The organism is Streptomyces lincolnensis (genome assembly GCF_001685355.1).
Taxonomy (GTDB): Bacteria; Actinomycetota; Actinomycetes; order Streptomycetales; family Streptomycetaceae; genus Streptomyces; species Streptomyces lincolnensis.
The window spans coordinates 4240621-4261126 of record NZ_CP016438.1; the positions used below are offsets into that span (position 1 = coordinate 4240621).

At 70.7% G+C, this 20506-nt stretch carries 16 protein-coding genes; 3 read left to right on the forward strand and 13 right to left on the reverse strand.

What is annotated here, in order from left to right; genetic code table 11:
• Positions 1-285: 285 nt before the first annotated feature.
• The 3 genes from galK to galT are packed head-to-tail and all read right to left on the reverse strand — an operon-like array spanning position 286 to position 3481.
• Positions 286-1443 (reverse strand): galactokinase, encoded by a 1158-nt coding sequence (gene galK, locus SLINC_RS18710; protein ID WP_067434148.1) that lies wholly within the window; start codon positions 1441-1443, stop codon positions 286-288.
• On the reverse strand, positions 1443-2423 hold the full coding sequence (gene galE, locus SLINC_RS18715) for a UDP-glucose 4-epimerase GalE (RefSeq protein WP_067434151.1): 981 nt from the start codon (positions 2421-2423) through the stop codon (positions 1443-1445). Before galE ends, galK begins: the two co-directional genes overlap by 1 nt.
• Positions 2420-3481: a galactose-1-phosphate uridylyltransferase gene (gene galT / locus SLINC_RS18720; RefSeq protein WP_067434154.1), complete on the reverse strand. Its 1062-nt coding sequence runs from the start codon at positions 3479-3481 to the stop codon at positions 2420-2422. Before galT ends, galE begins: the two co-directional genes overlap by 4 nt.
• A gap of 180 nt (positions 3482-3661) precedes the next feature.
• Here galT and SLINC_RS18725 point away from each other — a divergent pair, with 180 nt between their 5' ends.
• Positions 3662-5341, forward strand: coding sequence for a sodium:solute symporter family protein (locus SLINC_RS18725; RefSeq protein WP_067434157.1), 1680 nt, complete (start codon positions 3662-3664; stop codon positions 5339-5341).
• Between the two features lie 21 nt (positions 5342-5362).
• Positions 5363-5677 carry a hypothetical protein gene (locus SLINC_RS18730; protein ID WP_067434160.1) on the forward strand — a complete coding sequence of 105 codons (315 nt, stop codon included), beginning with the start codon at positions 5363-5365 and terminating at the stop codon, positions 5675-5677.
• A 402-nt stretch (positions 5678-6079) separates the two neighbouring features.
• On the opposite strand, the gene SLINC_RS18735 is transcribed toward SLINC_RS18730, so the two are convergent.
• From SLINC_RS18735 to rsmI, 10 genes are all read right to left on the reverse strand, one after another.
• Positions 6080-6772: a helix-turn-helix transcriptional regulator gene (locus tag SLINC_RS18735; protein ID WP_067434163.1), complete on the reverse strand. Its 693-nt coding sequence runs from the start codon at positions 6770-6772 to the stop codon at positions 6080-6082.
• 317 nt (positions 6773-7089) lie between these two features.
• Positions 7090-8925 (reverse strand): outer membrane protein assembly factor BamB family protein, encoded by a 1836-nt coding sequence (locus tag SLINC_RS18740; protein WP_067434165.1) that lies wholly within the window; start codon positions 8923-8925, stop codon positions 7090-7092.
• Positions 8926-8974: 49 nt separating this feature from the next.
• Positions 8975-10837, reverse strand: coding sequence for a collagen-like protein (locus tag SLINC_RS18745; protein WP_067434167.1), 1863 nt, complete (start codon positions 10835-10837; stop codon positions 8975-8977).
• Positions 10838-11029: 192 nt separating this feature from the next.
• The gene (locus tag SLINC_RS18750) at positions 11030-12832 is read right to left on the reverse strand and encodes an ABC-F family ATP-binding cassette domain-containing protein (protein WP_067434169.1); all 1803 of its coding nucleotides are present in this window, start codon (positions 12830-12832) and stop codon (positions 11030-11032) included.
• 94 nt (positions 12833-12926) lie between these two features.
• A complete protein-coding gene (locus SLINC_RS18755) occupies positions 12927-13832 on the reverse strand; it encodes a 4-(cytidine 5'-diphospho)-2-C-methyl-D-erythritol kinase (RefSeq protein WP_067434173.1) in 906 nt (301 codons plus the stop codon).
• Complete coding sequence (gene rsmA / locus SLINC_RS18760; RefSeq protein ID WP_067434176.1) at positions 13829-14722, reverse strand: 16S rRNA (adenine(1518)-N(6)/adenine(1519)-N(6))-dimethyltransferase RsmA; 894 nt, start codon at positions 14720-14722, stop codon at positions 13829-13831. Before rsmA ends, SLINC_RS18755 begins: the two co-directional genes overlap by 4 nt.
• Before the next feature lie 33 nt (positions 14723-14755).
• Positions 14756-16138 (reverse strand): resuscitation-promoting factor, encoded by a 1383-nt coding sequence (locus SLINC_RS18765; protein ID WP_067445493.1) that lies wholly within the window; start codon positions 16136-16138, stop codon positions 14756-14758.
• A 99-nt stretch (positions 16139-16237) separates the two neighbouring features.
• On the reverse strand, positions 16238-17122 hold the full coding sequence (locus SLINC_RS18770; protein WP_067434178.1) for a TatD family hydrolase: 885 nt from the start codon (positions 17120-17122) through the stop codon (positions 16238-16240).
• 44 nt (positions 17123-17166) lie between these two features.
• Positions 17167-17529, reverse strand: a complete 363-nt coding sequence (locus tag SLINC_RS18775; RefSeq protein WP_067434181.1) for a hypothetical protein — start codon at positions 17527-17529, stop codon at positions 17167-17169.
• A 269-nt stretch (positions 17530-17798) separates the two neighbouring features.
• On the reverse strand, positions 17799-18668 hold the full coding sequence (gene rsmI / locus SLINC_RS18780) for a 16S rRNA (cytidine(1402)-2'-O)-methyltransferase (RefSeq protein ID WP_067434184.1): 870 nt from the start codon (positions 18666-18668) through the stop codon (positions 17799-17801).
• 88 nt (positions 18669-18756) lie between these two features.
• Between rsmI and SLINC_RS18785 the strand changes: the two genes are divergently transcribed.
• A complete protein-coding gene (locus SLINC_RS18785) occupies positions 18757-20499 on the forward strand; it encodes a dolichyl-phosphate-mannose--protein mannosyltransferase (protein WP_067434187.1) in 1743 nt (580 codons plus the stop codon).
• The last annotated feature ends 7 nt before the right edge of the window (positions 20500-20506 follow it).

A 20506-nucleotide genomic window follows, 5' to 3' on the forward strand; every position in this document is an offset into this window, starting at 1 on the left:
CTCGCGCCGGGGGCCGGACAACAGCCACTCCTTCGCGATGGGGCCCTAGAGACTGTCCCCCCGTACGCGTCATGACGCGCCGTCAGCCTACTGAAAAGTGCAATGATCGTATCAGCAGGCACACGGGCAACAGGCGTACCAGACAGCCCATTTGAGGACCTTCACAAACACCACGCGCCCTGGTTGATCCTCAGTTGTCCCCAGGCGACAAAGAGATGACAAAGAGACGGCCCCGCACTCTTACCGAGCGCGGGGCCGTTCTTACCAAAGGGTGGACGAAAAGCGTCAGTTCAGCCGGCGCGCGCCCGCCGAGGGCACCGCCTCGAAGACGCGGGGCGCGGTGAATCCGGCCGCGGCGAAGGCATCCTGGACGGACTTGGTGATGGCCTCGACGTCGGTGGCCTCGGCGAGGACGATCGCCGAGCCGCCGAAGCCGCCGCCGGTCATCCGGGCACCGAGGGCACCCGAGGCCAGGGCGGTGTCGACGACCAGGTCCAGCTCCGGTGCGGAGATGCGGAAGTCGTCGCGCAGGGAGGCGTGCCCGGCGATCAGGACCGGGCCGATCGCCCGGGTGTCGCCCGACTCCAGCAGGGCCACGACCTGCTCCACCCGCTCGTCCTCGGTGACGACATGGCGCACCAGCCGGCGCACCTCCTCGTCGTCGCCGAGCCGCTCCAGCGCCGCGTCCAGGTCGGCGTAGGCGATGTCCCGCAGGGCGTCGACGCCCAGCAGGGCGGCGCCCTTCTCGCAGCCGGCCCGGCGCTTGCCGTACTCGCCGTCGCTGTGGGCGTGCTTGACCTGGGTGTCGACCACCAGCAGGCGCATGCCCTCGGCGGCCAGGTCGAAGGGGATCTGCTTCTGCGACAGGTCACGGGTGTCGAGGAACAGGGCGTGGCCCTCCTCGCAGCACGCGGACGCCGTCTGGTCCATGATCCCGGTCGGGGCGCCGACGTAGACGTTCTCCGCGCGCTGGCACAGGCGCGCCAACTGCCAGCGCTTCAGGCCCAGTTCGTACAGGTCGTTCAGGGCGAGCGCCACGACGACCTCCAGCGCCGCCGAGGAGGACAGGCCCGCGCCCGCCGGCACGGTGGAGGTGAGGTGGATGTCCGCCCCGGTCACCGCGTGGCCGGCCTCGCGCAGCGCCCAGACGACACCCGCCGGGTACGCCGTCCAGTTCTTGTCCGACTCGGGGACGAGATCGTCCAGACGCAGTTCGGTGACACCGGCGTCGATGTCGGCCGAGTGCAGCCGCAGCACGCCGTCGTCCCGCCTCGACACCGCGGCCAGCGCCAGGTGCGGCAGCGCGAAGGGCATCACGAAACCGTCGTTGTAGTCGGTGTGCTCGCCGATCAGGTTGACCCGGCCGGGCGCCGCCCAGACACCTTCGGGCGCGGCCCCGTACAGCTCCACGAAGGAGTCCGCGACCTGCTGTTGTGCCCCCACTACTGCTCCCTTGCGCTGTTTGCTGCGGTCTGCGCGAACTGCCAGGCGTCCGCGACGATCCCCGCGAGGTCCGCGCGGGACGGGTTCCAGCCCAGCTTCTCGCGGGCGGTCTCGGCGGAGGCCACCAGGATCGCCGGGTCGCCGTCGCGACGGGGCGCCACGACCTCCGGGATCGGGTGGCCGGTGACCTGCCGGACCGTCTCGATGACCTCGCGGACGGAGAAGCCGTTGCCGTTGCCGAGGTTGCAGATGAGGTGCTCACCGGGGGTGGCGGCCTCGACCGCGAGCAGATGCGCCTCGGCCAGGTCGGCGACGTGGATGTAGTCGCGCACGCAGGTGCCGTCCGGTGTCGGGTAGTCCTCCCCGAACACCGAGATCGCCTCCCGCCTGCCCTGCGCGACCTGGAGGACCAGCGGGATCAGGTGCGACTCGGGGTCGTGCCGCTCGCCCTGGGCGCCGTAGGCACCGGCCACGTTGAAGTAGCGCAGCGACACCGCGCCGAGCCCGTGGGCGTTCGCCTCGCTGGTGATCATGAAGTCGACGGCGAGCTTGGAGGCGCCGTACGGATTGGTCGGCCGGGTGGGCGCCGACTCGACGATCGGCACCTCCTCGGGCTCCCCGTAGGTGGCGGCCGTGGAGGAGAAGACGAGCTTCCTGACGCCGGCCTCACGCATGGCACCGAGCAGGGCCATGGTCCCGCCGACGTTGTTGTCCCAGTACTTCTCGGGCTTCACGACCGACTCGCCGACCTGCGAGAAGGCGGCGAAGTGCAGCACGGCGTCGAACGACGAATCCAGCCACTTGGCGGCGTCCCGGATGTCGCCCTCGACGAACGAGGCACCGGCCGGCACGCCCTCCCGGAACCCGGTGGAGAGGTTGTCGAGCACGACGACCTCGTGACCGGCCTCCAGCAGGTGCTGGGCGACGACACTGCCGACGTACCCCGCACCACCTGTGACCAGGTACTTCCCGCTGCTCATGAACTCGCTACCTCTCGCAGTCGCTGGGCCGCGCGCTCCGGCGGCACGTCGTTGATGAAGACGTTCATGCCGGACTCGGAGCCCGCGAGGAACTTCAGCTTGCCGGACGTGCGACGGATGGTGAAAAGCTCCAGGTGCAGCGCGAAGTCGTCACGGTTGACGCCCTCGAACTCCTCCAGCTGCCCGAAGGGCGCCTGGTGCCAGGCGGCGATGTAGGGCGTAGGAGGCTCGTTCTCCCCGAAGATCCGGTCGAAGCGCCTCAACAGTTCCAGATAGACCTTGGGGAACTCTGTGCGCGCCCCCTCGTCGAGCCCCAGCAGATCGGGCACCCGGCGCTTCGGGTAGAGGTGCACCTCGTACGGCCAGTGCGCCGAGTACGGCACGAAGGCCACCCAGTGCTCCCCCTCCAGGACGACCCGCTCGTCGGCGAGCTCCCGCTCCAGGACGGCGTCGAAGAGGTTCTCCCCGCCCGTCGCCTCCTTGTGGGCGGCGACGGAACGCAGCATGAGCGCGGTGCGCGGAGTGGTGAAGGGATAGGCGTAGATCTGCCCGTGCGGGTGACCCAGCGTCACGCCGATCTCGGCGCCCCGGTTCTCGAAACAGAACACCTGCTCGACGGAGGGCAGATGCGACAGCTCCGACGTCCGGTCGGTCCACGCCTCCAGCACGAGCCCCGCCTGCTCCTCCGTCAGGTCGGCGAAGGAGGCGTTGTGGTCGGACGTGAAGCAGACGACCTCGCACCGCCCGGAGTCGCCGGCCAGCGAGGGAAACCGGTTCTCGAAGACCACGACGTCGTACGCCGACTCGGGAATCTCACTCAGCCGCTCACCCTGCGTCGGGCACAACGGGCACTGATCGGCCGGCGGGTGGTAGATCCGCCCCTGCCGATGCGAGGCGATGGCGACGGAGTCACCGAGCAGCGGGTCCTGCCGGACCTCGGACGTGGTGACGGTCCGCTCCAGCGGCCGCCGGTCGACGGCATCGCGGACGGTGTCGTCGCGCTGGTCGTAGTAGATCAGCTCGCGACCGTCGGCCAGCCGGGTCGAGGTCTTCTTCACGCCGGACTCCTCAGTGCCCAAACCCAGTCAATCACTCAACACAATCAAACATAACACACCACAACCCACCAGACATCCGACGATCACAATCCAACAAAGAACGCCATCACGTGTGTTCAATTACTGAAAGCGGAGGCGTAGGTTCCCGCTGGATCAGTTCGCGCAACGAAGCGAGTACTCATGCAAACCCCCACATATCTCTCAGCCGAGCTACGCCTCCCCACGAACTGGCTCGACTACACGATCCTCGGCATCTACTTCGTCGTCGTCCTCGGCATCGGCTTCGCGGCCCGCCGCTCGGTCAAGACGAGCCTCGACTTCTTCCTGTCGGGCCGCTCCCTGCCCGCCTGGGTGACCGGCCTGGCGTTCATCGCCGCCAACCTCGGCGCCACCGAGATCCTCGGCATGGCCGCCAACAGCGCGCAGTACGGCGTCTACACCACGCACTGGTACTGGATCGGCGCCATCCCCGCCATGGTGTTCCTGGGCCTGGTGATGATGCCGTTCTACTACGGCAGCAAGGTCCGCTCGGTCCCCGAGTTCCTCCTCCTGCGCTTCGACAAGGCGGCCCACCTCCTCAGCTCGACCCTGTTCGCCTTCGCGGCCATCCTCATCGCGGGCGTGAACCTCTACGCCCTCGCGATCGTCGTGGAGGCCCTCCTCGGCTGGCCGGAATGGGTCGCGATCGTCGTCGCGGGCGCCTTCGTCCTCGCGTACATCACCCTCGGCGGCCTCTCCTCGGCCATCTACAACGAGGTCCTCCAGTTCTTCGTGATCCTGGCGGCCCTCATCCCGCTGTCCATCCTCGGCCTCAAGAAGGTCGGCGGCTGGGACGGCCTGTCCGACTCCCTCACCAAGTCCCACGGCGGGGACTTCATGACCGCCTGGGGAGGCACGGGCATCGGCAGCGCCAACCCCCTCGGGGCGAACTGGCTGACGATCGTCCTCGGCCTCGGCTTCGTCCTCTCCTTCGGCTACTGGACGACGAACTTCGCGGAGGTCCAGCGCGCCCTCTCCGCCAAGAACCTCTCGGCCGCGCAGCGCACCCCCCTCATCGCCGCGTTCCCCAAGATCTTCATCGTCTTCCTGGTGATGATCCCGGGCCTGGTGGCGGCGGTCCTGGTCCCCCAGATCGGAACCCCCGCCTCGGACCTCCAGTACAACGACGCCATCCCCTACCTGATGGAGTCCCTGCTCCCGAACGGCGTCCTGGGCATCGCGGTGACCGGCCTGCTGGCCGCCTTCATGGCGGGCATGGCGGCCAACATCTCCTCCTTCAACACGGTCTTCACCACGGACATCTGGCAGAAGTACGTGACCAAGGACCGCGAGGACGAGTACTACGTACGCTTCGGCCGCCTGATCACAGCGATCGGCGTCCTCGCCTCCATCGGCACGGCGTTCCTGGCCTCGTCCTTCTCGAACATCATGAGCTACCTCCAAACCCTCTTCTCCTTCTTCAACGTCCCGATGTTCGTCGTCTTCATCATCGGCATGTTCTGGAAGCGCGCGTCCATGAAGTCCGGCTTCTGGGGCCTCCTCGCGGGCACCACGGCAGCGATGATCAACTACTTCTGGATCTACAAGCAGGGCATCATCGACATCCCCTCCGACCAGGGGGCCAACTTCGTCTCCGCGATCGCGGGCTTCGTGGCGGGCGCGGTGGTCATGGTCGCCGTCTCCCTCTTCACGGCCCCCAAGCCGGCCGACGACCTCCAGGGCCTCGTCTACGGCACCCGCTCCCCCGGCATGTCCGAGCCGCCCGCCGCGGGCGACGACGCCTGGTACCGCAAGCCGGCCCTCCTCGGCTGGGGCGCGGTCATCCTCGCGGCCGCCTGCTACATCCCGTTCTCGTTCTGACGCGGGAGGATTGGAAGCACCATGTCTGAACCCTCCGAGAAGGACCTCCACCGCGAGGTCTCCGAGCTCCAGACCAAGTCCGCGACGGCGGCCCGTCTCTTCGACATCCGCCGCATCATCGGCGGCCTCTTCGTCGTCTACGGCGTCATCGTCACGATCGCCGGGCTCACCGACTCCGACGCCGCCATCTCCAAGGCCCAGGGCATCAACATCAACCTCTGGACCGGCCTCGGCATGCTTCTCCTCGGCCTCTTCTTCCTCGCCTGGCTGAAGCTGCGCCCCACGGCTCCGCCGACCCCTGCTGTCGACGACGCGGACGACCAACCGTCCCCGTAACACCCCCCTGGCGGGCCCCAACGGGCGGTTCCGGGAGCGTTTCTCGCCCCCGCCGCCCCTACCCGTCCCATCCCCAGGGGCTCTGCCCCTTCGACCCCGATGGTCGTATGCCGGGTGCGGGTCCGTCGTGGCTGGTCGCGCAGTTCCCCGCGCCCCTGAAAAGCGACAGTCGCCGTTGGGCATGAGGTGCCCCGGGCCGTGGGCGTCTCAGCCGCCCACGGCGGTAAGGGGACGGGGCGGGGGGTGTCCGCCCGCAGCGTCCGGCGTCCAACACGCAGCACAGCTAGAAGACACAGCACCGCCGGACCGAGGACGGACACCCCCCGCCCCGGCCCCGACCCACAACACGACAGTGGGCGCTACAGAAACCCCCACCGGAGCCGCACAGCGCGCCGCGAGGCATCACGGCTCAACCCCCGGAGGGCCCGGCACGGGACCGGCCCGATCCAGCAACCCCGTCCGAGCCGCCAACGCCGCCGCCTCCAACCGCGACCCCACCCCCAGCTTCATCAACACCCGCTGGACATGGGTACGAGCGGTGGACGGCGCGATCCCCATCCCCGCCGCGATCAGCCGGGTGTCCTCACCGTCGGCGACCCGCACCAGCACCTCGACCTCACGGGGCGTCAGCATCTGAAGAAGCCGCTGCCCCTCGTCGTCCGGCTGGGCAGCAGGGTTCAACAGCTCCGAGAACGCCCCCTGCAACAGCTGCGGAGCGACCGCCGCCTCCCCCGCCCGAGCCTTCATGATCGCCCGCTCGACCCCCTCGATGCGCTCGTCATGACGGACGTACCCCGAGGCCCCCGCAGCGAACGCCGCGGCGATCCCCCGAGGATTCGGCACCGGCCCCAGCACCAGCACCGCCACCTGCGGCCGCTCCCGCTTGATCTTCACCACGGGATCGAACATCCCCGGCTCGGCAGGAGTCGCCGTCCCCAGCAGACACACCTCCGGTGCCCGGCTGATCACCAGCTCCGCCGCCCCCGCGGCGGGCGCGGCCGCGGCGAGCACCCGGTGCCCGCGCAGCTTCAACGCCGAGGCCAACGCCTCGGCGAGCAATCGGTGGTCGTCGACCACCATGAGCCGCACTCCCATCGACCTACCTACCCCCCACTCCCCAAAATCCCCAGTGTCCCCAGTCCCCCCAATGGATCCCCTTGTGGCTGCCCCACGACGGATGCCCACTGGTCCACACGGACGGGAGCCCCCTCCCGGCTCCCCCCGCCTTTCATGCCCCCGGAAGCTACACGCTTGTTCGACGTTGCGCTTCCCCTACCGGTGAGAAGTGCCCCGGATCGCCGAAATTCCTCGCATTCGAGGGTGATGAGCGGTACGCGCACGGCCCCGCCCCTGAGCAGGGACGGGGCCGTGATCAAAAACCCGTACGGACCGAATCGATCAGTTCGTATCGATCAGCTCGTGCCGAACGCGAGCGCCAGATACTCCTCCTCGTCCGACGAACTCCCCAGATCACTGGCGAAGATCGCGGACATGAACAGGTGGCCCTGCGAGTACAGGAGCTCGGAGTAGTCCGGCGAGAACCCGGTCTCCGCGTCCCGCACCGACTCCGTGGCCGGATTCTCCAGCAGCTTCGTCTCCTTGAACGAGCTGCCGTCGATGCTGACGATCTGCCCGCCCTTGTCGTACGGCGGACGCTTGTACGCGATGATGTTCGTGCCGTCCATCCGCAGCGGCATGATCGTGTAGTCCTCGCCCGCGTCGGCCCGCTGCCCGGTCTGCTTGCCGGTCCCGAGGTCGAGCGCGACGATCTCGTTGGTCTGGCTGAACTTCCCGCTGCCGTCGTGCTCTTCGGTCGGCAGGTAGAGCCGGTCGTTGCCGACGGCGATCTGGTGGCACTCCTCGACCTTGGTGATGCCGTCGCAGCTGGCCGCGAACTGGTCGCTGGGCGCGGAGATCCGGGTGCGCAGCTTGCCGGTCTTGTTGTCGATGGAGAAGAAGTCCGAGATACCGCTGCCGTCCTTGGCGGACTCACCGACGTCGGCGGCCACGACCAGCGGGTTGCTGGACACCACGCTGGCGTAGGCGATGCCGGAACCCATCTTGTAGTCGGAGACGACCTTGCCGGACTTGGGGTCGATGGTCTGGATGTGCAGCTCGGGCTGGTCGTAGGCGCCGCAGCGGCGCACCGCGACCAGCTTCTCGCCGCCGCCGTAGCCGGCGTCGTAGCAGGTGTCGGTGGGCTTGGGGGCCCACAGCTGCTTGCCGGTGCCGATGTCGAAGGCGGCGCCGCCGCTGGTGCTGCCCACGGCGGCCGTGCCCCCGCTGACAGTGATGTTGTTGAAGCTGATGGGCTCGTCACCGGAGTTGGCGGTCTTCGTCCACAGCTTCTTGCCCGCGTTCAGGTCGAGCGCGGCGATCTGGCTGCACCCGTGTGAGGGCTTGTCCTTGGTCGGCATGGCGGGCTGGTAGATGATCGCCGTGCGGCCGTCGGTGGTGGTGTGGTTGCTGCCCTGGCAGACCGGGCCGGGGAGCTTGATGTTCCACAGCTTGGTGCCCTTGTCCGGGTCGAAGCCGGTGATCTCGGCGACGCCGCTCTTGGCGTACACCTTGTCGGTGAGCCAGGAGCCGGCGGTCGAGATGGTGGTGTCCTTGGAGACCTTGGGCGCCGGGACCTGGAAGAGGATCTTCGAGGCGGGGTTGGCGGGCACCTTCTCCACGGGCTTGGTGGAGGTGCCGGTGGTGCCGCCGCCGGTGTCGGTGCCGCCGGTCCCCCCGCTGCCGCCGTCCTTGCCGTCGTCCTTGCCGCCGGTGCCGCCGCTGGAGTTCGCGGTGTCGTCCTTCTTGTCGCTGTCACCGGAGGACGTGGCGTACCAGACACCGCCGCCGACGATCAGCGCGATCGCCACGACGGCCGAGACGATGATGGTGACCTGTGCGTTGAACTTCTTCGCGGCGGGCTGTCCGGCCTGGGGCTGGAGCGGCATGGTCGGCTGCGCGTAGCCGTACGGCGGCTGCTGCCCGTACGGCGGCGTCGGCTGACCGTACGGGTTCGGGGCCTGCCCGGGATAGCCGTAGCCGGGAGGGGTCTGCGGGGGCGCCTGTGGAGGCGCCTGCGGATAGCCGTACCCGGGAGGTGCCTGCGGCTGCTGCTGCTGCGGATAGCCGTAACCGGGCTGCTGCGGCGGCGGCTGCGGCGGCTGCGCGGGCTGCTGCGGCGGCTGGTCCTGCGGCGGGCCGAACCCGCCCTGCGGGGGCTGGTTGGGCGGCGGAGGGGGCGGTTGGGTCATGGCGTGAGTACCTCGGTGACAGGGGACGACGACAGCGGGAGGGGAAGGGTCACTTGCCGTAGGCGAGCATCAACTTCTCCTTCGTGTCGTCGTTGCCGGACAGCCGGGAGGTGGAGAGGTAGAAGCGTCCGCCCACCCAGTCGACTTCCTTGGAGTAGAAGCCGCTCTCGATCTCCGCGATGCCCTGCGGGTTCTGCAACAGCGTGGTCGGCGTGTGCTTGGCGCCGGTCGTGGGGATCGACACGATCCGTCCGCCCGCGTCGTAGGACGCCTCCACGTACGCGATGAGCTTGCCGCCCTCGATCTTCATGGGCTGCATGCTCTCGGCGACGGGGGACTTCACCCGCCACTTCGCCTTGCCGTCGGAGAGGTTGATCGCGACGATCTCGTTCGCGCCGCTGGTCGCCTCGGTCGGCAGGTACAGGGTGTTGGCGTCCGCGGCCACGCCCCGGCAGCCCTCCAGGTCACCGGTGAGGGCGATGCCGCCACCGCAGTCGGGGGCGAACTCCTCGTCGAAGGCGACCTGGGAGCGGAACTTGCCGGCGGCGGTGAAGGTGGCGATGTTCCAGGCGTTCTTGTCGTCGTTGGTGCTGTAGACGACCAGCGGGTCGACGGAGTAGGTCTTCTCGACCCGCCAGCCCTTGTCGAACTTCTGGGTCCACCTGACCTTGCCGGTCGTGGGGTCGAGTTCCTGCACCTCGTCGTGCTCGGTGTCCTGGCCGGCGTCGCAGGAGGCCACCGAGATCAGCCGGGCGCCGCCCGCGAACGAGCTGGGGAAGCAGGCGTCGCCGTAGCGCTTCTTGTCGAACAGCTTCTTGCCGGTGCGGGCGTCGTACGCCGTGCCGGACTGCGAGCGGCCCACCATCAGCGTGTTGCCGCTGAGGGTGAGGGAGACCTGGATCGCGCTGTCGAAGGCGGCGCCGTCGGTGACCTCGCCGCTCCAGCCCTTCGCACCGGTGTTGAGATCGACCTGCTGGAGCAGGTTGCACTTGGCGCGGTCGGTGGTGCCGTTCTTGTACGCCACGACGATGGTGTCGTCGGAGGTCTTCTGCGGGGTGACCGCGCAGATCTCGGCGGGGAAGGTGATCGGGGCCCAGGTCGGCCTGCCGTCACCGACGTTGTACGCGACGAGCTGCTTGTACGCCGACTTCACCGCGGCCTTGTCGGTGATCCACATGCCGTTGGCGTCGGCGCCGTTGCCGGGGGCGTCGGGCGCCTCCTTGTACCAGAGCACCTTGGACTCGCCGGCCTGGCGGCCCTCGTTGAGGTCCTCGGTGCCCTGGCCGCCGTCGCCGCTGCCGTCACCCGGGTTGACCGGGGCGCCGGAGGCGGAGGCGGAGGGCTTGGCGTCGTCGGTCGGCTTGGCGACGGGCTCCTTGTCGTCCCCGCCGGCGACCGCGAAGACGGTCCCGCCGATGACGAGCAGCGCGGCGACCGCGGCGCCGATGACGAGGGCGGGCCGGCCCCTGAAGGGGTTGCGCGAGCCGGAGCCGGGCGGCGGGGTGCCGGGCCCGCCCGGGTACTGCGGCTGGGGCGGATAGCCGTATCCGGGCTGCTGCCCGTAGGAACCAGGCGGTTGCGGCTGACCGTACGGGCCGGGCTGAGCGGCGCCGGGAGCACCGTAGGGACCGGGCTGGCCCGGCTGACCGTAGGGTCCCGGCTGACCGTACGGACCCGGCTGGGCGTAGGGGCCGGAGGGCTGCTGCGGCTGGCCGTACCCCGGCTGCGGGGCGGCCGGGGGCGGCTCCGGATAGCCGTACCCGGGCTGCGGCGGAGGGTCGGCGGGCGGGCCCTGCGGCGGCTGCGGCGCGCCGAAGCCGTCCTGCTGCGGCGGCTGTTGCTGTGGCGCTCCGAAATCGCCTTGTGGCGCTCCGAAACCGTCCTGCGGCGGCTGGTTGGGCGGCTGAGTCATCAGCGGTTCCCCCGTTCGATCACTGATTTTTAGCCACGCCCTGAGGTACGTAATGGACCCAGAGTCGTATCAGAAAGTTCTCAGACGGCTCTTTCTATCACTCTGCACCGACAGCGCACCGGGCCGTGTCCTCCCCTGTTCCCAAGGGAGGACCGGCCCGTGATACCCCCGTTATCGGCCTTCACGCACCCTTCACGCGTCCTCGGCGAGTTCCAGCCACCGAAGCTCCAGTTCCTCGCGCTCACCGGTCAAGTCGCGAAGCCCGGCGTCGAGTTCGGCCACTTTCGCGAAGTCCGTGGCGTTATCGGCGATCTGTGCGTGCAGCCTGGCCTCCTTCTCGGAGAGCTTGTCCAGCTGCCGTTCGATCTTCTGGAGCTCCTTCTTGGCGGCGCGCTGGTCGGCCGCGCTCTTCTCGGCGACGGGCTTGCCGGCGACCGGCGCCGACGCCGCGGCCGCCTCCTCCATCCGGCGGCGGCGCTCCAGGTACTCGTCGATGCCGCGCGGGAGCATCCGCAGGGTGGCGTCGCCCAGGAGGGCGAAGACGCGGTCGGTGGTGCGCTCGACGAAGAACCGGTCGTGGGAGATGACGATCATCGAGCCGGGCCAGCCGTCGAGGACGTCCTCCAGCTGGGTCAGGGTCTCGATGTCGAGGTCGTTGGTGGGCTCGTCGAGGAAGAGGACGTTGGGCTCGTCCATCAGCAGCCGCAGGAGCTGGAGCCGGCGGCGCTCACCGCCGGACAGGTCGCCGACCGGCGTCCACTGCTTGTCCTTGTTGAAGCCGAACGTCTCGCACAGCTGCCCGGCGGTCATCTCGCGCCCCTTGCCGAGGTCGACGCGCTCACGCACCTGCTGGACGGCCTCCAGCACCCGCAGCTTCGGGTCGAGCTCGCCGACCTCCTGGGAGAGGTAGGCCAGCTTGACCGTCCTGCCCACGACGACCCGGCCGGCGGCGGGCTGGGCCTCGCCCTCGGTGCGGGCGGCCTCGGTCATGGCCCGCAGCAGGGACGTCTTGCCCGCGCCGTTGACACCGACGAGACCGATGCGGTCGCCGGGCCCGAGCTGCCAGGTGATGTGCTTGAGCAGCACCTTGGGTCCGGCCTGGACGGTCACGTCCTCCAGGTCGAAGACGGTCCTGCCGAGCCGCGAGGAGGCGAACTTCATCAGCTCGCTGCTGTCCCGGGGCGGCGGCACGTCCGCGATGAGCTCGTTGGCGGCCTCGACGCGGAAGCGCGGCTTGGACGTCCGGGCGGGGGCGCCGCGCCGCAGCCACGCCAGCTCCTTGCGGACCAGGTTCTGCCGCTTGGTCTCCTCGGTGGCGGCGATGCGCTCGCGCTCGGCACGCGCGAAGACGTAGTCGGAGTAGCCGCCCTCGTACTCGTGGACGGCGCCCTTCTGCACGTCCCACATGCGCGTGCAGACCTGGTCGAGGAACCACCGGTCGTGGGTGACGCACACGAGCGCGGACCGGCGCTCGCGCAGATGCTGGGCGAGCCAGGCGATGCCCTCCACGTCGAGGTGGTTGGTGGGCTCGTCCAGGACGATCAGGTCCTGCTCGTCGATGAGCAGCTTGGCGAGCGCGATACGGCGGCGCTCACCGCCGGAGAGCGGGCCGATGACGGTGTCGAGTCCCTGCGGGAAGCCGGGCAGGTCGAGCCCGCCGAACAGGCCGGTCAGCACGTCGCGGATCTTCGCGTTGCCGGCCCACTCGTGGTCGGCCAGGTCCCGGATGACCTCGTGCCGGACGGTGGCGGCCGGGTCGAGGGAGTCGTGCTGGGTCAGGACGCCGAGGCGCAGCCCGCCGGAGTGCGTGACGCGTCCGGTGTCGGTCTCCTCCAGCTTGGCCAGCATCCGGATCAGGGTGGTCTTGCCGTCGCCGTTGCGGCCCACGACGCCGATGCGATCACCCTCGGAGACGCCGAGCGAAACACCGTCCAGCAGGGCACGCGTGCCGTACACCTTGCTGACGTTCTCGACATTGACCAGGTTGACGGCCATTTCTCTCCTGACAGGGGGGACGATCGACCCTCCAGAGTAGTCGGGCGGGCGGTCCCCCCTTCAAACAAGGCCGTACGCCCCGGTGGCCGGGGGTTCAGCGCCCCGGGGCCACCACGGTGGCTCCCGGCACCGGACCCGACGCCGTGCGCACCGTCCGGCACGTCCCGGACGTCCGCAGCGCCTCGGCCACCTGCCGTGCCGACTCCTCCTCGCGCGCGAGGAACGCCGTGGTCGGGCCCGAGCCCGAGACCAGCGCGGCGAGGGCACCGGCGGCGCGGCCCGCGGCGAGGGTGCCGGCGAGTTCCGGGAAGAGGGAGAGGGCGGCGGGCTGGAGGTCGTTGGAGACGGCGGCGGCGAGCGCGTCCGGGTCGCCCTTCGCGAGGGCGTCGAGCAGTTCCTGGGAGGCGACCGGTTCGGGGACGTCGAGTGTCTCGGTGAGCCGGTCGAACTCCCGGAAGACGGCCGGGGTCGACAGTCCGCGCTCCGCCATCGCGAACACCCAGTGGAAGCTGCCGCCGACCTCCAGGCCGGTGAGCCGCTCGCCGCGTCCGGTGCCGAGTGCGGCCCCGCCGACCAGGCTGAACGGCACGTCGCTGCCCAACTCGGCGCAGATGTCGAGGAGTTCCTCGCGCGAGGCGTTGGTGCCCCACAGCTCGTCGCAGGCCAGCAGCGCGCCCGCGCCGTCCGCGCTGCCGCCCGCCATGCCGCCGGCGACGGGGATGTCCTTGGCGATGTGGAGATGGACGGCGGGTTCCAGGCCGTGCCGCCCCGCGAGGGCGATCGCCGCGCGGGCCGCCAGGTTCGTGCGGTCCAGGGGCACCTGGCCGGCGTCCGGACCGGAGCAGGTGACGCGCAGTGCGTCGGCCGGGGTCGCCGTCACCTCGTCGTGGAGGCCGACCGCGAGGAAGACGTTGGCCAGGTCGTGGAAGCCGTCGGGCCGGGCGGCGCCGACCGCGAGCTGGACGTTGACCTTGGCGGGGACGCGGACGGTGACGCTCACGGGTGGGTCTGCTCCTCGGTGTCGTGGCCGACGCGGTTCTCCGCGATGCGGGCGAACTCCTCCACCGTGATGGCCTCTCCGCGCGCCTGCGGCGAGACCCCCGCGGCGACCAGGGCGGCCTCGGCGGCGGCCGCCGATCCCGCCCAGCCGGCGAGCGCGGCCCGCAGGGTCTTGCGGCGCTGGGCGAACGCGGCGTCCACGACGGCGAAGACCTCGCGCCTGGACGCGGTGGTCTTCAGCGGTTCGGTCCGCCGCACCAGCGAGACCAGCCCGCTGTCGACGTTCGGGGCCGGCCAGAAGACGGTGCGCCCGATGGACCCGGCCCGCTTGACCTCGGCGTACCAGTTGGCCTTGACCGAGGGGACGCCGTACACCTTCGAACCGGGCCCGGCGGCGAGCCGGTCGGCGACCTCCGCCTGGACCATCACGAGGGTGCGCTCGATGGTGGGGAAGGTCTCCAGCATGTGCAGCAGGACCGGCACGGCCACGTTGTACGGCAGGTTCGCGACCAGCGTGGTCGGGGCGGGCCCGGGCAGCTCGGTCACGTGCATCGCGTCGGTGTGCACCAGCGCGAAACGCTCCGCGCGCTCCGGCATCCGCGCGGCGACCGTGGCGGGCAGCGCGCCGGCGAGGACGTCGTCGATCTCCACGGCGGTGACCCGGTCGGCCACCTCCAGCAGGGCCAGGGTGAGCGAGCCGAGTCCGGGTCCCACCTCGACCACCACGTCGTCGGGGCGGACGTCCGCGGTGCGCACGATCCGGCGGACCGTGTTCGCGTCGATCACGAAGTTCTGGCCGCGCTGCTTGGTCGGACGCACGCCGAGGGCCGCCGCGAGTTCGCGGACGTCGGCGGGCCCGAGGAGGGCGTCGGGGGCGGGGCTGCTGCTCACGGCGACAAGGGTACGGGGCGGCGGGGCCGCCGCTCACCCGTGCAGTCGCCGCCCGCAGTGCGGCCAGGGGCTCGCTCCCCGCTGGACGTACAGCTTCTTCGCGCGGAAGGTCTGCTCGGAGGCCGAGGCGTCCTGCGGGCGGCCGGCGCCGCCGAGGCTCTGCCAGGTCCGGGTGTCGAACTGGTAGAGCCCGCCGTACGTCCCCGACGGGTCGACCGCGCCCGGGCGGCCGCCGGACTCGCAGGCGGCCAGTGACTGCCAGTTCAGGCCGTCCGCGCCCTGCACGGAGGTCGGCATCGGCTTCGTGCCGACCTTGACCACCCGGGTGCGCGGCTCCCGCACCACCTCGGTGCGCAGCCGCCGTGGCTTCTGCCTGACGCCGTTGACGGTCCGCAGGGAGTACGTGACCCGCCTGAGTCCCACCTGTCCGGCCCGCTCGACGACCTCGGTGCCCCTGAACAGGGAGGGGTCCTCGGTCCGCTCCACCTCGAAGGGGATCGCCTCCTCCCGGACCTCCTTCGTGCCGGTGATCCGGAGCACGGTGACGGTCTGGCCGTCGCGCGGGAAGCTGTCGGGCCCGACGGAGGTGGTGTCCTGGCCGCGCAGGGTGATCCCGGCCTCCTGGACGGCCTCGCGCACGGTCGCCGCGTTGGTGCGGATGGTGCGGGCCCGGCCGTCGGCCATGATCGTCACGGAGCGCTCGGTGCGCACGTCCAGCGCGAGCCCCTCGCGGCCGATGGGCCGGGAGCGCGAGGTCGACAGATACGCGCCCTCGGCCCGCACCCCCAGCTGTTCGAGCGCCCCCTCGACCGTGCGCGCCGTCGTCCACACCTCGCGCCGCTGTCCGTCGAGCGTGAGCCGTACGGGGCGCCCGAAGCGGACCGCGACCTCGTCGCCGCTGGCGAGCTCCTCGCCGGGGGCGGGGGCGACCACGTCGTGCGCGCCCACCTCCACGCCCTCCTCGGCGAGCAGCTCGGTCACGTCGTCCGCGAAGGTGTGCAGCGTGCGCGGCTTGCCGTCGACGCTCAGCTCGATCGCCTTGTCCTTGGCGACGAACGCGGAGGTGCCGCCCGCGAGGAACGCCACGACCAGCGCCTGCGGGACCAGCCGGCGCATCGTGCTGTCCGAGCGCTCCGCGGAGCGGGCCCGGCGCCTGCGCGCCGACCGTCCTCCCACTGCGGCTGGCAGCGCGTCCGCGGGCGCCCGCTGCGCGGTCCGCGGCGGCGGCGCCTCGTAGGCCGGCCGGTAGGTGTCCTCGTAGGTCCCCGGCGCCACGTGCACTCCGTACGCGAGGGTCTCGGCGGCGTGCAGATCGGCCGGGGGCGCGTCATAGCCGCCGGGGGCCGGTGGTGCGTACGGCGCGGTCGGGCCGTACGCCTCGTATGTCTCGTACGTCTCGTACTGCGAACTGCTCACGCGGACACGCTCCAGGGTCCGGATCGGGCCCACAGAACCTAGCGGAGCGACCGTCACTCTCCAAAGCGGCCCGACTACTCGCAGTCACGTTCGAGAGGTTCAGTAGCCGAACGCGCGTGCCGTGTTTTCCGCGAGTGCCGACGCCAGGGCGTCCTCGTCGATGCCGCGCACGGCGGCCATGGCACGCACCGTGACCGGAACGAGATAGGGGGCGTTGGGCCGTCCGCGGTACGGCACGGGCGTCAGGAACGGCGCGTCGGTCTCCACCAGCACCAGTTCCAGGGGGGCCACGGCGAGGGCGTCGCGCAGGTGCTGGGCGTTCTTGAAGGTGACGTTGCCGGCGAAGGACATGAAGTAGCCCGCGCTCGCGCAGATCTCCGCCATCTCGGCGTCGCCGGAGTAGCAGTGGAAGACGGTGCGCTCGGGGGCGCCCTCCTCCTTCAGCACGCGCAGGACGTCGGCGTGGGCGTCGCGGTCGTGGATGACCAGGGCCTTGCCGTGCCGCTTGGCGATCTCGATGTGGGCGCGGAAGGACCGCTCCTGCGCCTCCTTGCCCTCGGGCCCGGTGCGGAAGTAGTCGAGGCCCGTCTCGCCGACGCCCTTGACCTGGGGGAGCGCGGCCAGGCGGTCGATCTCGGCGAGCGCCTCGTCGAGCGCCGCCGCGCCCCCCGGCTGCCGTGCGCCCTGCCGGGACCAGCCGTCGGGGTCCCCGTGGACGATGCGGGGGGCTTCGTTCGGATGCAGGGCCACGGTCGCGTGGACGGCGTCGTACCGGGCGGCCGTCTCGGCGGCCCAGCGCGAGCCCTTGAGGTCGCAGCCGACCTGCACGACCGTGGTCACGCCCACCGAGGCGGCCTTCGCGAGTCCCTCCGCCACCGTGCCGGACTGCATGTCGAGGTGGGTGTGGGAGTCGGCGACCGGCACCCGGAGGGGTTCCGGGAGCGGCGGCGCCGCGTGCTTCTCGCTCGGGCTGTTCGAAGGCATGCCCCGATCCTACGAAAGGGGCATGCCCACGATGACCGGAGCCGTCAGCTCGCCCTGCGCTGGAACGGGTGCAGCAGGTCGGAGAGGTGCCAGTGGTGGTGTTCCCCGGCTTCCCCGGCCTCGCCCGCCCGCGCCGGCCCGGCGGACGGTGTGCGGTGGTGCTGCGCGGCCTCCCGGGCGGACGCGACCCGGCCCGGCCGCATGATCCGCACCAGGTGGTTGTCGCAGTTGGCGCAGGTGGGCCTGGAGAGCGGGGAGGGCACGACCCGGCCGTTCACGACGTACTGCACGAACTCGTGGCCCTGCGCGTCCACATGGTGCTCTATCTCGTACGACTGCTCCCACCCGTGCCCGCAGCGCATGCAGGCGAAGGAATACGACTCGTGGACGACGGCGGTCTCACTCATGCCAGCTCCTCCAGTCCGCTGGATCGGGGGACGAGTACGTCCCCTGCTCCAGTGGACTGCTCCGCCGGGGCGAGCGCAGCAGCCCTGTCGAGTGTTGGAGTCGTTTTGGGTGTTCCTTGCCCTACCGACCCGTTGACGGCCCGTGGGCTTTGCTTTCCAAGCCTGCTCTTTGCGCTGCCATGGGGCGCACGCTCAAAGGAGATACGCCCTGCTCAGAGCCCTGTGCGCCCCTTTGTGCGCGGTGTCACACCGTCCCGGCGTCCGCGGGGTCACATCGTCCCGGCGTTCTTCGCCGCCACCACCGCGTCGAACACCTCCCGCTTGGGCAGCCCCGCCTCGGCGGCCACCGCGACGATCGCCTCCTTGCGGCGCTCGCCCGCCTCCTCGCGCACCCGCACCCGCCGTACGAGTTCCGCCGCGTCGAGTTCCTCGGGCCCCTTCTCCGGCGCCCCCTCGACGACGACGGTGATCTCCCCGCGGACGCCCTCGGCGGCCCAGGCGGCCAGCTCGGCCAGCGGGCCCCGCTTGACCTCCTCGTACGTCTTGGTCAGCTCCCGGCAGACGGCGGCCCGCCGGTCGGTGCCGAAGACCTCGGCCATCGCGGCGAGGGTGTCGTCGAGCCGGTGCGGGGCCTCGAAGTAGACGAGGGTGCGGCGCTCGGCGGCGACCTCCCGCAGCCGGGACAGCCGCTCGCCCGCCTTGCGGGGCAGGAACCCCTCGAAGCAGAACCGGTCGACGGGCAGCCCGGACAGCGCGAGCGCGGTGAGCACCGCGGACGGCCCCGGGACGGCGGTGACCCGGATGTCCTTCTCCACGGCGGCGGCGACGAGCCGGTAGCCGGGGTCGGAGACGGACGGCATCCCCGCGTCGGTGACGAGCAGCACCCGGGCGCCGCCGGCCAGCTCCTCGACCAGCTCGGGCGTCCGCGCGGCCTCGTTGCCCTCGAAGTAGGAGACGACCCTCCCCTTCGGCGTCACCCCGAGCGCCTGCGTCAGCCGGCGCAGCCGACGCGTGTCCTCGGCGGCGACGACATCGGCCCCGGCCAGCTCCTCGGCGAGCCGGGGCGGGGCGTCGGAGATGTCACCGATGGGAGTACCGGCAAGGACCAGGGTTCCGGGTGCGACTGTCACGTGTCCCATCCTCCCAGGGGCCGTGGGATCCGGACGCATACCCGCCTCTCCCTCGCAAGCACGGGACTCACACAGCACCGTTCCCTACGATGGCGCGGTGACCAGTACCGCGTCCTCCACGGACACCCGGCAGCACCAGGCCCTCCCGGACCAGCGGCCGTCGTGGCACCTGCGGCTGCGCCGTTTCGGATACACGGCGCAGCCCAGAAGCGACGTGCGCGACCGCCTGGTGCCGCCGTACGTGACGCCCAGCCCCCGGCTGTGGGCGGTGTTCGGGGTGTCCGGACGGCTCGCCGAGCGGTGGGGCCGCTGGTCCGGGTGGGGCGGCCCGCTGCTGGTGACACTGTTCGCGGGCATCCTGCGCTTCTACCACCTGGGCAGTCCCAAGGCGGTGATATTCGACGAGACGTACTACGCCAAGGACGCGTGGGGGCTCGTCCACCGCGGGTTCGAGGTCAACTGGGACAAGAACGTCAACGACCTGATCCTCCAGAACAACGGCAACGTCCCGATCCCGACCGAGGCGTCCTACGTCGTCCATCCACCGGTCGGCAAGTACGTCATCGGGATCGGCGAACTGATCTTCGGGTTCAACCCGTTCGGCTGGCGGTTCATGACCGCCCTGCTCGGCACGCTGTCGATCCTGATGCTGTGCCGGATCGGCCGCCGTATCTTCCGCTCCACGTTCCTCGGCTGCCTGGCCGGTGCGCTGATGGCGGTGGACGGGCTGGCGTTCGTGATGGCGCGCACCTCGCTGCTCGACGGTGTGCTGATGTTCTTCGTGCTGGGCGCGTTCGGTTGTCTGGTGATCGACCGGGACCGGGTGCGCGAGAAACTGGCCGCCGCGCTCCCCGTGGACGCGGACGGCCGGGTGCGACCGGACGCCCAGGTCGCCGAGACCCTGCGCTTCGGGTGGCGCCCCTGGCGCTGGGGGGCCGGCCTGATGCTGGGCCTGGCCGCCGGCACCAAGTGGAACGGCCTGTACGTCCTGGTCTTCTTCTGCGTCCTGACGGTGCTGTGGGACGTCGGCACCCGCCGGGTCGCGGGCGCGCACCGCCCGTACGCGGCCGTGCTCCGGCGGGACCTGGGGCTGGCCTTCGTGGCGACCGTGCCGGTGGCGGTCGTCACCTACCTGCTGTCCTGGCTGGGCTGGATCCTCTCGCCCTCCGACGGCACCGGCGGCTACTACCGCAACTGGGCGGCCGTCAACGACCAGGGCAACAGCTGGTCGTGGCTGTTCCCGGACTGGCTGCGCAGCCTGTGGCACTACGAGCAGCAGGTCTACGAGTTCAACATCAACCTGCACTCGAAGCACACCTACCAGTCCAACCCCTGGAGCTGGATCGTCGACGGCCGCCCGGTGTCGTACTTCTACGAGACCGTCGCGCCCGGCACCCAGGGCTGTCCGGCCGACGCGGTGGAGAAGTGCCCGCGCGAGGTCCTGGCCATCGGGACGCCGATGCTGTGGTGGACCGCCTGCTTCGCGCTCCTGTACGTGTTGTGGCGCTGGTTCTTCCGCCGCGACTGGCGGGCGGGCGCGATCGCCTGCGGTGTCGCGGCCGGGTATCTGCCGTGGTTCCTCTACCAGGACCGGACGATCTTCTTCTTCTACACGATCGTCTTCGTCCCGTTCCTCTGCCTGGCCGTCGCCATGCTGGTCGGCGCGCTCGTCGGCCCACCGGGCTCCACCGACACCCGCCGCGTCGCCGGCGCGACCGGCGCGGGTGTCCTGGTCCTGCTGATCGCCTGGAACTTCATCTACTTCTGGCCCATCCACACCGGCACGGCCATCCCGATGGACAGCTGGCGGGCACGGATGTGGCTGGACAGCTGGGTCTAGCCGGTGG